At 51.0% G+C, this 12,901-nt stretch carries 11 protein-coding genes, 3 tRNA genes and 1 pseudogene; 11 read left to right on the forward strand and 4 right to left on the reverse strand.

The window, feature by feature from the left end:
- The first annotated feature begins 15 nt into the window (after positions 1-15).
- A tRNA-Leu gene (locus H9646_RS12825) sits at positions 16-102 on the forward strand.
- 636 nt (positions 103-738) lie between these two features.
- A complete protein-coding gene (locus H9646_RS12830; RefSeq protein WP_191723772.1) occupies positions 739-2,469 on the forward strand; it encodes a methyl-accepting chemotaxis protein in 1,731 nt (576 codons plus the stop codon).
- Between the two features lie 118 nt (positions 2,470-2,587).
- On the opposite strand, the gene H9646_RS12835 is transcribed toward H9646_RS12830, so the two are convergent.
- The 3 genes from H9646_RS12835 to H9646_RS18725 all read right to left on the reverse strand — a co-directional run bounded on the left by H9646_RS12835 (position 2,588) and on the right by H9646_RS18725 (position 3,914).
- Entirely contained in the window at positions 2,588-3,064 is a 477-nt protein-coding gene (locus H9646_RS12835; protein ID WP_191723773.1) for a RidA family protein, read from the reverse strand.
- A gap of 184 nt (positions 3,065-3,248) precedes the next feature.
- Positions 3,249-3,596 (reverse strand): RNA recognition motif domain-containing protein, encoded by a 348-nt coding sequence (locus H9646_RS12840; RefSeq protein WP_191723774.1) that lies wholly within the window; start codon positions 3,594-3,596, stop codon positions 3,249-3,251.
- Positions 3,597-3,707: 111 nt separating this feature from the next.
- Positions 3,708-3,914 carry a hypothetical protein gene (locus tag H9646_RS18725; protein ID WP_370551196.1) on the reverse strand — a complete coding sequence of 69 codons (207 nt, stop codon included), beginning with the start codon at positions 3,912-3,914 and terminating at the stop codon, positions 3,708-3,710.
- 481 nt (positions 3,915-4,395) lie between these two features.
- Between H9646_RS18725 and H9646_RS12845 the strand changes: the two genes are divergently transcribed.
- Positions 4,396-4,548 (forward strand): hypothetical protein, encoded by a 153-nt coding sequence (locus H9646_RS12845; RefSeq protein ID WP_191723775.1) that lies wholly within the window; start codon positions 4,396-4,398, stop codon positions 4,546-4,548.
- A gap of 56 nt (positions 4,549-4,604) precedes the next feature.
- On the opposite strand, the gene H9646_RS12850 is transcribed toward H9646_RS12845, so the two are convergent.
- Positions 4,605-4,757, reverse strand: a complete 153-nt coding sequence (locus H9646_RS12850) for a hypothetical protein (protein ID WP_225214185.1) — start codon at positions 4,755-4,757, stop codon at positions 4,605-4,607.
- Between the two features lie 129 nt (positions 4,758-4,886).
- Here H9646_RS12850 and H9646_RS12855 point away from each other — a divergent pair, with 129 nt between their 5' ends.
- The 8 genes and pseudogenes from H9646_RS12855 (at position 4,887) to H9646_RS12890 (ending at position 12,901) form a co-directional block, all read left to right on the forward strand.
- Positions 4,887-5,405: a GNAT family N-acetyltransferase gene (locus H9646_RS12855; protein WP_225214186.1), complete on the forward strand. Its 519-nt coding sequence runs from the start codon at positions 4,887-4,889 to the stop codon at positions 5,403-5,405.
- Positions 5,372-6,028 (forward strand): annotated as a pseudogene (locus H9646_RS18465) (IS5 family transposase); the annotation flags it as partial. The gene H9646_RS12855 and the pseudogene H9646_RS18465, both read left to right, overlap by 34 nt.
- Before the next feature lie 553 nt (positions 6,029-6,581).
- Positions 6,582-7,892 (forward strand): trigger factor, encoded by a 1,311-nt coding sequence (tig, locus tag H9646_RS12865; protein WP_191723777.1) that lies wholly within the window; start codon positions 6,582-6,584, stop codon positions 7,890-7,892.
- 154 nt (positions 7,893-8,046) lie between these two features.
- Positions 8,047-8,655: an ATP-dependent Clp endopeptidase proteolytic subunit ClpP gene (gene clpP, locus H9646_RS12870; RefSeq protein ID WP_191724056.1), complete on the forward strand. Its 609-nt coding sequence runs from the start codon at positions 8,047-8,049 to the stop codon at positions 8,653-8,655.
- Positions 8,656-8,761: 106 nt separating this feature from the next.
- Positions 8,762-10,024, forward strand: coding sequence for an ATP-dependent Clp protease ATP-binding subunit ClpX (gene clpX / locus H9646_RS12875; RefSeq protein WP_191723778.1), 1,263 nt, complete (start codon positions 8,762-8,764; stop codon positions 10,022-10,024).
- A 113-nt stretch (positions 10,025-10,137) separates the two neighbouring features.
- A complete protein-coding gene (gene lon / locus H9646_RS12880) occupies positions 10,138-12,582 on the forward strand; it encodes an endopeptidase La (RefSeq protein ID WP_191723779.1) in 2,445 nt (814 codons plus the stop codon).
- Positions 12,583-12,690: 108 nt separating this feature from the next.
- Positions 12,691-12,766, forward strand: a tRNA-Gly gene (locus tag H9646_RS12885).
- Positions 12,767-12,825: 59 nt separating this feature from the next.
- A tRNA-Gly gene (locus H9646_RS12890) sits at positions 12,826-12,901 on the forward strand.

The following is a 12,901-nucleotide window of genomic DNA, read 5'->3' on the forward strand; positions in this document are numbered from 1 at the left end:
CAGTTAAGCAAGACCGCGCGGGTGGCGAAATTGGTAGACGCACCAGGTTTAGGTCCTGACGGTGGCAACACTGTGCGGGTTCGAGTCCCGCCCCGCGCACCACGAATAAAAACAGCTTGATCCAAGCTCGTCCTGCATAAGCCCGTTTCTCCCTGCGAGAACGGGCTTTTTTCTTGTCTACACTGTCCGATGTCTACCTGTCTTATTCGGCATAAGGCTGTGTAAAACCGCATGTCGTTCTCGCGCTGACCCCGTATCCAATCCCGCGCGCAATTTTGCTGTGCTGAGGGACAGATGACGTACACAGGTTGAGCGGCCAGGTGCACGGCGTACAGCCCCACGGGCCACCAAGCGAGCCACAACTTTGACATTGCCGGGTAAACCGTGTGGATGTGATGACACCGGCTCGTATCAGCGGCCATGTAGATATCACTGAGCTGCTTAATACATATTATTGAGAATATTCTGAAGATAGTGCGGCTCATCGGTAATCAGATTTATTGTATGTAGGAGTTTTTCGCAAAACTGATGAGAAGGTGGTTGATTTTAATATTTGAAAAATCAATATTTATTAATTTTCTTAATGGATGTTTGATGACAGGGAAAACCACGGGACGAATTTTTCAAAAAATAAATATTTTAATGCTTTAATAAAAGACACAGTTTGTTGCAATTCATTTCATTTTAAAAAACAAAACTGTAGCAATAAGCAATGTATTGATAACAGGAGAAGTATGAATGGATCGTTTGAAAATCTCTGTCCGAATGACTCTGGTGTTCATGGCCATGATGGCTCTGCTACTGGTGTTGGGGGGAGTGGCACTTTGGGGGTCGTCTACACAAAGTACGGTGCTCACTGAAATTACCCAGAGCCAAATTCCTGTTATCAGAACGTTGAACAACATCACGGATGGTGCCAATGAACAAGCGATTCAATTTCGTAATTTAGGCCTGTTTCCGGCAGAGAAAATTCAGGCATCTGCACGTGCCGTTATTCAGAAATCTCGCAGCGAAGTCTCTGCCGAAGTCGAAACGCTGCAAAAGCATGCTGTCTCTGAACAAGGTTCGGCATTGGTCGACAAGTTAAAGCAGGGGCGAGCAGAATTTCATAAATTTGGCAACGAATTTATTGAGCTTCTCGATAAAAATCAAAGAGATGAAGCCTTGGTCTTGCTTGAAACCAAACTGCGGCCGACACAGCTTGAATATCAAAATGTCATTCGAGAAATTCTGAATCTTCAGACAAAAGATTCAGAGCGAGCAAGCCAGCAAGCAGAAGCAGCAGCTCGCGACTTATCACGTAATGTTTTGATCACCAGCGTTGTCGCAATGGCCCTTGCAATTTTCCTGGCTGTTGCAATTACCAGGTCCATCACCCGCCCGCTGGCCCAGGCAGTCGCAGTGGCAGATCGCGTGGCAGGTGGCGACCTGAGTGAGCAAATCACAGTGAAGTCCAAAGATGAAATGGGGCAGTTGCTCAACGCTTTGCAGCGCATGCAGCAAAGTTTGGTCAAAACAGTGACCACCGTGCGCAGCGATGCTCAGGGCGTTGCTGCATCCAGCGCTCAGATTGCAGTGGGCAATAGTGACTTATCCAGCCGCACAGAAGAGCAGGCGAGTGCGCTGGAGCAAACTGCGGCCTCCATGGAGCAGCTCGGCGCTACAGTAAAACAGAATGCCGACAACGCGCGCCAGGCCAATCAGATGGCAATCAGCGCTTCTTCCGTTGCCGCTCAAGGTGGCGAAGTAGTCGCTGAAGTGGTTGAAACCATGAAGAACATTGATGCGAGCAGCAATAAAATTGCCGACATCATCAGTGTGATCGACAGCATTGCCTTTCAGACAAATATTCTTGCTCTGAATGCGGCAGTAGAAGCCGCCCGTGCGGGCGAGCAAGGCCGAGGCTTTGCAGTGGTGGCCAGCGAAGTACGGGCCCTGGCTCAGCGTAGTGCGGAAGCTGCCAAAGAAATAAAGTTATTGATTAATACCAGCGTTGAATGTGTTGAGCATGGTTCGCAGCTTGTCGACAAGGCCGGTAAAACTATGACCGAAGTGGTTACTGCAATTCGCAGAGTCACCGATCTGATGGGAGAAATCAGTGCAGCAAGTCATGAGCAAAGCACTGGTATGGCCCAGATTAGCGAGGCAGTCACGCAGATGGACCAAACCACTCAGCAAAATGCCGCTCTCGTAGAGGAAATGGCGGCTGGAGCTAGCAGTTTGAACAATCAGGCCCAGTCATTGGTGGGGGCCGTCGCAGTCTTCAAGCTATCAGCGTTTGAGCACACGGCTGGCGCTGAAATGGCTCCGTTTGTTGCACCGGCTCGAAAAACTAATCCAGCCCCTACGCTAGAGCGTCCTCAAGGCTCAGTCATCAAAGATAGGGCGCCAGCATTGCGTCGCCCTGCAATGATGGCAGGTGCTCAGCAATCGACGAATAAGGATGACGATGATTGGGGATCGTTTTGACAGTGTTCTCCCAGCACGAGCCAGCCAAGAAGCCAGCGAAGCTGGCCGCTTGAATAGTGGATGTGACCGTGAAAATCTGTCTGCTGCTGCACGGCAGTTGCTGACAGATTTCTAATAACTACGTGACTGCAGCGATCAAATCTATTTCTACTGCTGCATTTTTGGGGAGTTGGTAGACGCCTACCGATGTTCGCGTGTGAACACCTGCATCACCAAGGACGGCATAAAGTACTTCGGATGCACCATCTGCAACCTCGCTTTGCTGAGTGAAATCCTGCGCACATTGGACAAACACTGTGATTCGCAAAATACGTTGAACTCTGCCAAGTGAGCCAAGCTCTTGCCGTAGCAGTGCCAGTGCGCGCATGGTGCATACTTTTGCCGCACGCTGCGCCTCTGCTACAGATACCTCTGCCCCAACTCTTCCGGTGACGACAACTTCATTGTCAACGCGGGGGATCTGGCCACTGATGAACACCTGGTTGCCATGGCGGACAACGGAGACATAGTTTCCACCAATCTTGAGCTCACCTGCAAAGCTGTAAGAAAGGGCGGCTTCTACTGCTGCGAAATTGAAATCGCGCGATTGGGACATGAATAGTTTGCTCCTGCGCAGAAGTCACTGCACTTGAGATGTATGGTCCCAGGCAAGCCCGAGATCGCCGCAAATTGGCTCAATATTGTCACCCAGCAGCCTATAAGTTTTTCCTGCCAGTGGCGATCTCCAGGCACAAAAAAACGCCCTCAATTGTGGGGCGTTTTTTGAGTGTGTAGCTAAATCAGTAGCCAGTACCGCCGCCATAGCCATCATTGCCATAGCCAACGTTAGGACGAGAGCTGGCGCGGAATTCGCGGTTGCCGCCGGAGCCACGTCCTTCTTCGCGAGGTTTTGCAAGGTTGACGACGATCGAGCGTCCATCAACCGACATTCCATTGAGCGCAGTAATAGCGGCTTGACAAGCATCGGCAGAGGCCATCTCTACAAACGCAAACCCTTTAGATTGACCGCTGTCGCGATCGATCATGATTTTGGCGGAGGTCACACTTCCGAATTCAGCAAAATTGCTTTTCAGGCTGGAATCGGTCACGGAGTAAGGCAGATTGCCAACGTAGATTTTGGTGCTCATGGAAGGAGCCTTTTTATTAATGATTCGTCAAAAATTGACGCATCGTTTGAGTATGGCTGTGGGGAGTGCTAGTCCGTAGCAACCGGATGGAGTTGAGCGTTTGCTAAAGGCTCAGCACGTGGGGGGCTGCATGGACGTCTGCAGCCAGCCTTGGGTCACAGCATAGATTTTTGCTGCTTCGGTCGAGGCAAATGTTTTGTCAAAGCGGAAAACACGGCAGTAGCTGCTGTTTTGCTTTGTGCGCTGAAGTGCGAAGGAAGCTTGAAAGCGACCGCAATGGGTCTTAAGTGATGAGGGCGTAACGAAGTACTTGCCCATGGCAATAGGAGAGAGTGGAATCTAGTTCAATCAGAGAGCAGGTCTCAAAGACCTGCATGAGCTTTCAATAACTCGATTGGCTGCTGCTCGACAGCCAACGGCGCGACAAACTTCGCGGAAATTTCTTGCACGAGGGCTTGTTCACCTCATGCTGGCGTTGCTGTGGAACTACTTAAGTTTGCTGGCAACAGTTTTATTATAAGTCTTTTGCATAAAAAATTCAACTTTTATTGTTTCTGGTTTTTAGCTTTCTTGGTTTGATGGCCGTGCTTGGGCTGCCTGCTGCTTTAGCCTTGATAACTTGTGCTTATGGATTGACTGCACCTGACCGAGAACTACCACTTTGTGGCGGCGGCTGACAGCCCGTGACCCAGGAGATCGTAAACACGTTCTAAGGTTATGGAGTGAAGGCCTTCTGGGGCCGGACAGCCTGGCCTGAGCGTGCCACGGTTACATTGGAAGCTTCATACAGGAGATTTCTATGGCCAAAGGCATGCAACTTAACAACAAACTGGTCAAAAAACCGAAGAAGGACACCAGCTTGCCACCGCTGGTCAATACCTCGCCGGAATCCATGCGCCCTATTGCCCCGCTCACCTCGGTGCTGCCCAAAGGCAAGTTGAAAAACAAATAAGACGTGCGCCGTGCGCCCCCGCACAGGGGCGCACGGTTAGCGTTTGCACTGGGCCATTACAACGTGGCCAGCATCGCCGGCCATTGGCCTTGCACAGCACGCTCCAACAAGGGGATATGACCCAGCGCCTGCACACGCTCCTGCCAACTTTTGCCCAGTTCGTTGGCTGCAGCACGCCATGCATGGCTTTCGCTGATTACGGTCACCATGCCCTCCATCTGCTCGCCAGTCCGCTGCAGCAAGCGAATGACCGCTTCTGGCTGTGGATTGCGACAGTTGCAGGTCGCGCCTTAGCTAACGCTCAGATGCATGGTCAGCAACCACCGTTTTGATACGCTTTGGGTCTGATTGATAGACAGCCAGATATAGGCATGATTTTAAAATTTAAGCGACTCACTGAAGTTGAGCCGGCTCAGATTGTTTCGCTGAACAACAATCCGGATGTGCTACGGCAAATGCCGCTCGGAAGTGCAAATTTCGACCTGGCGAAAGCAAATGAATGGGCTCGGCAAAAAGATGCCCAGTGGCAGCAATACGGCTATGGGCCATGGGCGTTTGAAATTGATCAGCAATTTGCTGGCTGGGGTGGCTTGCAGTACGAGGAAGGTGATGCCGACCTCGCTTTGGTACTTGACCCCAAATTTTGGGGAAGTGGTAAAGCTATCTATCAAGAGATAGTCAAGCGTGCATTTACTAGTCTTGGACTGAGCTCCATCACAATCTTGCTGCCGCCTTCAAGAACCAGAATAAAAGGGATTTTCAAGTTGGGATTTCGGCCAGATGGCGCATTGGATATTGAGGGGACTCGTTTTTTGCGTTATCGCCTCCATGCACCCGGCAGTGCAGACGCCAATTAGGGCCGAACGTTCAGGTGCCGTACACACGCAGCCAGGGTGGGTCGCACCTGCTGGTGGATTCGACAGGCATCAAATTCCCAGGTGAAGGCGTGTGCAAGTGCAAAAAGCAAGGGCCTGAACGTCGCCGCCAGTAGCGCAAGCTGCGCATTGGCATCGATGCCCAGACATTGCAGATTCGGTCCATTTGAATGACTTTTAGCAATGTCCGCAATGCTGCCGTGTTGCCTGACCTGCAGCAGCAGTTACCGCAAGATGAAGTCCTCGAGAGACTGACAGGCGATGGAGCTTACGAAGCACAGCCAGTCCAGCAGGTGAAGTTGAGGCGCGGAACGACCCCAGTCATTGCACCTGGAAGGAATGCTCGCATCCGCAAAGGCAGTGTCTTTAATTGCTCCATGCAGCGATTGCCGCATGCAAGCGATTTGGGCCAAGCATCTGCAAGCACTGGAGTGGTTGTCACTGGCAAAGCTTGGTGGAGGAAAACCAAGATGAACTGCATCAAGCGACTTGGTGAATGCGTGATGCCCCGCACCTTTGAGCGCCAAGTCAGTAAGTTGCACATCCGGGCCGCTATCTTGAATGGATTGCGTGAACTGGGACGTCCTCAGGCGGCAGCCGTGGCATGGCCGCGGCTAGGGTTTGGAGGCGCTCGCTTCAGACAGGGCTTATGCAACAGCACCGAATGTAAGCACAGTATGTGTGCAAGCGCGATCTGTAAGCAATTGCTGTCACAAAGTCTTCCCCGCCGCATCTTCCAGCGCGCGCTCGAAACCCCGCCTCGCCCGCGCAGTTCTTGTGTTGATTTTGATGGTGGTGATGGGGTGTTGAAAAAACACGCTCCACAAGCCTTTGACTGCAGTTAGTGCAAAACAGGTGGCGACGGGTTTTGACAGCAACTGAGGCCCTGTACAGGGGCTTGGGTGGTCTAACTTGGCTGTTTGTAAGGTTGCGCCGGTTTTGGCTGTCTCTGGCTGGATATAATGTTGGATTAAGAATGCGCTGGGAAGTGACTTAGTGTCCCGCGCGAATCCCGCAAACAATGCATAACTTGTTGAATCTATTGTCTGCTCGATCCGCGCCCCGCGCACCACATTCCAGTGAGACTATGCGGAATACGGTGCAGGCTGTGAACTGCAGTCGGCACAGTCCACTATTTCCCCAGAATTAGGAATCACCATGGCCGTTACAGTTGAAACTCTAGAAAAGCTCGAGCGCAAAATTACGCTGAGCCTGCCCCTTGCCGCAATCCAGACTGAAGTTGAAAATCGTCTGAAGAAGGTGGCGCGCACTGTGAAAATGGACGGTTTCCGTCCCGGTAAGGTGCCCATGAACGTTGTTGCTCAGCGTTATGGTTACTCAGTGCAGTACGAAGTGCTGAACGACAAGGTCGGTGAAGAATTTGCCAAGAGCGTGCAAGAAGCTGGTCTGCGCGTTGCTGGTCAGCCTCGCATTTCCGAAAAGGACGGTGCCGCTGAAGGTCAAGCAGAATTCGAAGCTGTTTTCGAAGTATTCCCGGAAGTGAAGATCGGTGATCTGACCGCTGCTGAAGTTGAGAAGCTGACTGCAGAAGTGGATGACGCTGCTATTGAAAAAACTTTGGACATCCTGCGCAAACAGCGCCGCACTTTCGCACAACGCGCTGCAACTGAAGCTGCAGTGGATGGCGATCGTGTGACCGTAGATTTCGAAGGCAAGATTGACGGCGAAACTTTTGCTGGTGGCAAGGCCGAAGACTTCCAATTTCTGGTTGGCGAAGGCCAAATGCTCAAGGAATTTGAAGACGCAGTCCGTGGCATGAAGGTTGGTGAATCCAAGACTTTCCCCTTGGCATTTCCTGAGGACTACCATGGCAAGGATGTAGCTGGCAAAACCGCTGACTTCCTTGTGACCTTGAAGAAGGTTGAAGCTGCAAGCTTGCCTGAGGTGAATGAAGCATTGGTAAAGTCGCTGGGTATTGCTGATGGCAGCGTTGATGCCTTGCGTGCAGATATCAAGAAAAATCTGGAGCGCGAAGTGAAGTTCCGCTTGCAGGCGCGCAACAAGCAAGCTGTGATGGATGCTTTGGTCTCTGTAGCTGAACTGGATTTGCCTAAGGCTTCGGTGCAGGCGGAGGTGGCTCGCTTGATGGAGGGTGCGCGTGCTGACTTGAAGCAGCGTGGCATTCCAGATGCTGACAAGGCTGAGATTCCTGAAGATATTTTCTTGCCACAGGCAGAGCGTCGTGTACGTCTGGGTCTGGTGGTTGCAGAGCTGGTGAAGGCCAACAAGCTGGAAGCTACTCCTGATCAGCTCAAGGCCCATGTGGATGAGCTGGCTGCTTCCTACGAGAAGCCTGAAGAAGTGGTTCGCTGGTACTTTGGTGACCGTCAGCGTCTGGCTGAAGTGGAAGCTGTGGTGATTGAAAACAACGTGACTGAGTTCGTTTTGAGCAAGGCCAAGGTAAGCGACAAAGCTGTGTCGTTCGAAGAACTGATGGGTCAAGCCTAAGAGCTTGGCTTGAACAAAGCGCCGTTGATCGCTGTGCAGTGATCATGCGGACATCGCTTAAAAAGTTCTAGATCCGGGGCTTGTGCTTTGCCGCACAAGCCCCATTTCATTTCTTGGTTACAGTATTTGTTCTGTTCCCTTGTTTGGAGAAAACATGAGCGCATTGGACATGCAAGGTTTGGGTATGGTACCCATGGTGGTTGAGCAGTCAGGTCGCGGTGAGCGGTCTTATGACATCTATTCCCGCTTGCTCAAGGAGCGCGTAATTTTCTTGGTTGGCGAAGTCAATGATCAGACTGCCAATCTTGTAGTGGCTCAATTGTTGTTTCTGGAAAGTGAAAACCCAGAAAAGGACATTTCCTTTTATATCAACTCTCCTGGCGGGAGTGTGACGGCAGGGATGGCTATCTTTGACACCATGAACTTCATCAAGCCCGATGTATCGACCTTGTGCTGTGGCATGGCTGCAAGCATGGGCGCGTTCTTGTTATCTGCTGGTGCGAAGGGAAAGCGTTTTGCGCTGCCTAACTCACAAGTCATGATCCACCAGCCTTTGGGTGGTGCTCGAGGTCAGGCCACTGAAATTGAAATTCACGCACGTGAAATTCTGAAGACACGAGAGCGGCTGAATAAACTGTTGGCAGAGCAAACAGGCCAGCCGCTGGAAAAAATTCAGCACGATACGGAGCGTGATTACTTCCTGTCGGCGCAAGAAGCCAAAGACTATGGTCTGGTTGATAGCGTGCTTGAAAAACGCGCGTAACACATAGCGCTGATCAGCAGCAAGCGGCGCTTTCCCCTTCGGTGAGCGCCGTTTTTACATTGCTATCATCCTCTTCTCTTATTGACGTAAACAAGGCGTAGCCCCCATGGCCGAGAAAAAAGGCACAACCAGCGAGAAAAATCTTTATTGCACCTTCTGCGGCAAAAGCCAGCATGAGGTCAAAAAGTTGATTGCTGGTCCATCCATCTTCATCTGTGATGAATGCATTGATTTGTGCAATGAAATCATTCGCGATGAGGTTCCGGATGCCAGCGCACGTGAGGCCCGTGGCGATCTTCCTACGCCTGCGGAAATCAAAGCAAGTCTAGATAACTATGTGATTGATCAGGAGCAGGCAAAGCGTACGCTAGCGGTCGCGGTTTACAACCATTACAAACGCCTCAATCACAAAGATAAAGCCGGCAAGGAAGATGTTGAGTTGTCGAAAAGCAATATTTTGCTGATTGGCCCAACAGGCTCGGGCAAGACATTGCTCGCTCAAACTCTGGCACGTCAACTGGATGTGCCTTTTGTGATGGCTGACGCAACTACGTTGACTGAAGCTGGTTACGTGGGCGAAGACGTAGAAAATATTGTTCAGAAATTACTGCAAAGCTGTGAGTACAACGTAGAGCGTGCGCAGCGTGGCATTGTGTACATTGACGAAATTGACAAGATTTCGCGCAAATCTGATAACCCGAGCATTACTCGCGATGTCTCTGGCGAGGGTGTGCAGCAAGCACTGCTGAAATTGATTGAAGGCACGATGGCCAGCGTTCCTCCACAAGGCGGGCGCAAGCACCCCAATCAAGATTTTCTGCAGGTTGACACTACCAATATCTTGTTCATTTGTGGCGGTGCCTTCCAGGGCCTGGAAAAAGTTATTGAAAATCGCACAGAAGCTTCGGGCATTGGCTTTGGTGCTGCAGTTCGCAACAAGGCGAACCGTTCTCTGACCGAGCTTTTTCAAGATATCGAACCTGAAGATTTGATCAAGTTCGGCCTTATTCCTGAGCTGGTTGGGCGCATGCCTGTCGTGACTGCCCTGACTGAGTTGAGCGAAGAGGCATTGGTTCGCATTCTGACGGAGCCCAAAAATGCCTTGGTGAAGCAATACAGTAAATTGCTCTCCATGGAAGGGGTTGAGCTGGAGGTGCGCCCATCAGCCTTGTCAGCAATTGCGCGCAAGGCGATTGCCCGTAAGACAGGGGCTCGTGGGCTGCGCTCAATTCTTGAGCAGTCACTCTTGAGCACTATGTTTGATCTGCCCAATCTTGAGAATGTGGAAAAGGTTGTGGTGGAAGAGGCCACTATCGTAGAGGGCAAGGCTCCTCTACTGGTCTATCGAGAGGCCGCTAAAAAGGCTTAAGCGGATTGGACATGGCTTTGCATTACGTAGAGCCATGTTTTTCTACAAGCTGAAGCTTGGGTGTAAAGATGATGAATCACGGCATATGCGTGCTGTGATGGCCAAGGAGTTTCATGTCAGGATCTACTGATTTGTCCCCCAATGAGAGTATTGAACTGCCGCTGTTGCCTTTGCGTGATGTGGTGGTATTTCCTCATATGGTGATTCCCCTGTTTGTGGGGCGTGCAAAGAGCATAAAGGCTCTTGAGCTAGCGATGGAAGCAGATCGCCGGATCATGCTCGTTGCGCAAAAAACGGCATCTAAGGATGAGCCTTCAGCCGACGACTTGTTCGAGGTCGGTAGTATTTCCACCATTTTGCAAATGCTGAAGCTGCCTGATGGCACGGTCAAAGTATTGGTGGAAGGCCAGCAACGTGCCAAGTTGCTCGATGTGCTCGACCATGAAACCCACTTTGTAGCGCGCTGTCTGGAGATTTCGGTCAATACGCCTTCGGAGAAGGAGGCCAGTGAGATCGAGGCTTTGCGCCGGGCGGTGTCTCAGCAGTTTGATCAGTACGTCAAGCTCAACAAGAAGATTCCATCTGAGATTTTGACGTCAATTGCTGGTATTGATGATGCAGGCCGTTTGGCCGATACCATCGCAGCACATTTGCCATTAAAGCTTGACCACAAACAGGTCGTACTGAATTTGGCAGGAGTGAAGGAGCGCCTGGAGAATCTGTTTGAGCAGCTTGATCGGGAGGTCGATATTTTGAATGTCGACAAGAAGATCCGCGGTCGTGTGAAGCGCCAGATGGAGAAGAACCAGCGGGATTTCTATTTGAATGAGCAAGTCAAGGCTATTCAGAAGGAGCTCGGCGAGGGTGAAGATGGCGTTGATTTAGAAGAAATCGAAAAGAAGATCAAGGCAGCCAGAATGCCGGCCGAGGCTCGTAAAAAGGCTGAAGCGGAGCTTAAAAAGCTCAAGTTGATGTCACCCATGTCTGCAGAGGCGACGGTTGTACGTAATTACATTGATGTACTGACTGGTTTGCCTTGGAGCAAGAAAACCAAGATCAAGCATGACTTGGCGAACGCAGAAGAAGTGCTGAATGCAGACCATTTCGGTCTTGAAAAAGTCAAAGACCGTATCTTGGAATACCTTGCTGTACAGCAGCGTGTTGATAAGGTCAAGGCGCCAATTTTGTGTCTGGTTGGCCCACCAGGCGTGGGTAAAACCTCGCTGGGACAGTCTATTGCCAAGGCTACGGGGCGCAAATATGTGCGGATGGCGTTGGGTGGCATGCGCGATGAAGCGGAAATTCGTGGCCATCGCCGAACCTACATTGGTGCTATGCCCGGTAAAGTCATTCAGAACTTAGAAAAAGTGGGTACGCGTAACCCGCTGTTTTTGCTGGATGAAATTGATAAGCTGGGCATGGATTTTCGGGGGGATCCATCGAGCGCATTGCTGGAGGTTTTAGATCCAGAGCAAAACAGTGCTTTCGGTGATCACTACGTGGAAGTGGATTTCGACTTGAGTGATGTCATGTTTGTGGCAACCTCGAACTCGATGAATATTCCACCAGCGCTGCTGGATCGGATGGAAGTGATCCGTCTGGCCGGTTATACGGAAGATGAAAAACTCAATATTGCCAAGCGCTATTTGCTACCTAAGCAAATAACGAACAATGGTTTGAAAGAGGGCGAGCTGGAGGTCAAGGATGATTGCATTCGTGACATCGTCCGTTACTACACGCGTGAAGCAGGTGTGCGCTCTTTGGAGCGTGAGCTGTCCAAGATCTGCCGTAAAGTCGTGAAGGGGCTTCAGCTGCAAAAGCTAAAGCCAAAGGTTGTCGTCAGTGCAGCAAATCTGGATGAGTATCTGGGGGTGCATAAATACACTTATGGTCGTGCTGAACAGCAAAACCAGGTGGGGCAAGTTGTTGGTCTTGCTTGGACGGAGGTCGGTGGTGATCTGTTGACTATCGAGGCGGCAACGATGCCTGGAAAAGGCAACATCCTGCGCACCGGATCTTTGGGTGATGTGATGAAGGAGTCGGTGGAAGCGGCGCGTACTGTCGTGCGCAGTCGCTCACGTGCTTTGGGCATTGAAGATGCCGCTTTCGAGAAGCGCGATATTCACGTGCATGTCCCTGATGGCGCTACCCCTAAAGATGGGCCTAGCGCAGGCGCGGCAATGACAACTGCCTTTGTCTCGGCTTTGACAGGAATACCAGTTCGCGCTGATGTTGCTATGACGGGCGAGATCACATTGCGCGGTGAAGTGACCGCAATCGGTGGTCTGAAAGAGAAGCTGCTCGCAGCCTTGCGAGGAGGCATCAAAACTGTCTTGATTCCATTGGAGAACTTGAAGGATCTACAGGACATCCCGGCGAATGTGAAGACTGACCTGGAAATCATTCCAGTCCGGTGGATTGATGACGTTTTGAGGATTGCTCTTGAGCGCATGCCCGTCGCTTTGGATGAAGACACGGTTGCATCTATTCCTGTTGCTGCTCCAAAAACCGTAGCAACCAAAGCAGCAGCCAAGAAAACGCGTGCAATCAAGCATTGAAGAAAATTTGTAGCGTGCTTTTCAGATGCGTGAAAAAAGTGCGCTACAATTCGTCTCATCGCAGCGATCCTTTATTTCTGTTGTAGAATTTAAGGCTTCGTTGGATACGCGGGAATAGCTCAGTTGGTAGAGCGCAACCTTGCCAAGGTTGAGGTCGTCGGTTCGAACCCGATTTCCCGCTCCAGAATTATTTGGAGTTTGTCAGTCGATAAATTTCAAGCTTTTGAGTGATCGAAAGCACAAGCGGGAATAGCTCAGTTGGTAGAGCGCAACCTTGCCAAGGTTGAGGTCGTCGGTTCGAACCCGATTTCCCGCTCCA

It is taken from the genome of Comamonas avium (assembly GCF_014836675.1).
Lineage (GTDB): Bacteria > Pseudomonadota > Gammaproteobacteria > Burkholderiales > Burkholderiaceae_C > Comamonas > Comamonas avium.

Coding starts and splice junctions, on each gene's coding strand:
- H9646_RS12830 (WP_191723772.1), top strand. CDS start 739: ATGGATCGTTTGAAAATCTCTGTCCGAATGACTCTGGTGTTCATGGCC.
- H9646_RS12835 (WP_191723773.1), bottom strand. CDS start 3,064: ATGTCCCAATCGCGCGATTTCAATTTCGCAGCAGTAGAAGCCGCCCTT.
- H9646_RS12840 (WP_191723774.1), bottom strand. CDS start 3,596: ATGAGCACCAAAATCTACGTTGGCAATCTGCCTTACTCCGTGACCGAT.
- H9646_RS18725 (WP_370551196.1), bottom strand. CDS start 3,914: ATGGGCAAGTACTTCGTTACGCCCTCATCACTTAAGACCCATTGCGGT.
- H9646_RS12845 (WP_191723775.1), top strand. CDS start 4,396: ATGGCCAAAGGCATGCAACTTAACAACAAACTGGTCAAAAAACCGAAG.
- H9646_RS12850 (WP_225214185.1), bottom strand. CDS start 4,757: ATGGTGACCGTAATCAGCGAAAGCCATGCATGGCGTGCTGCAGCCAAC.
- tig (WP_191723777.1), top strand. CDS start 6,582: ATGGCCGTTACAGTTGAAACTCTAGAAAAGCTCGAGCGCAAAATTACG.
- clpP (WP_191724056.1), top strand. CDS start 8,047: ATGAGCGCATTGGACATGCAAGGTTTGGGTATGGTACCCATGGTGGTT.
- clpX (WP_191723778.1), top strand. CDS start 8,762: ATGGCCGAGAAAAAAGGCACAACCAGCGAGAAAAATCTTTATTGCACC.
- lon (WP_191723779.1), top strand. CDS start 10,138: ATGTCAGGATCTACTGATTTGTCCCCCAATGAGAGTATTGAACTGCCG.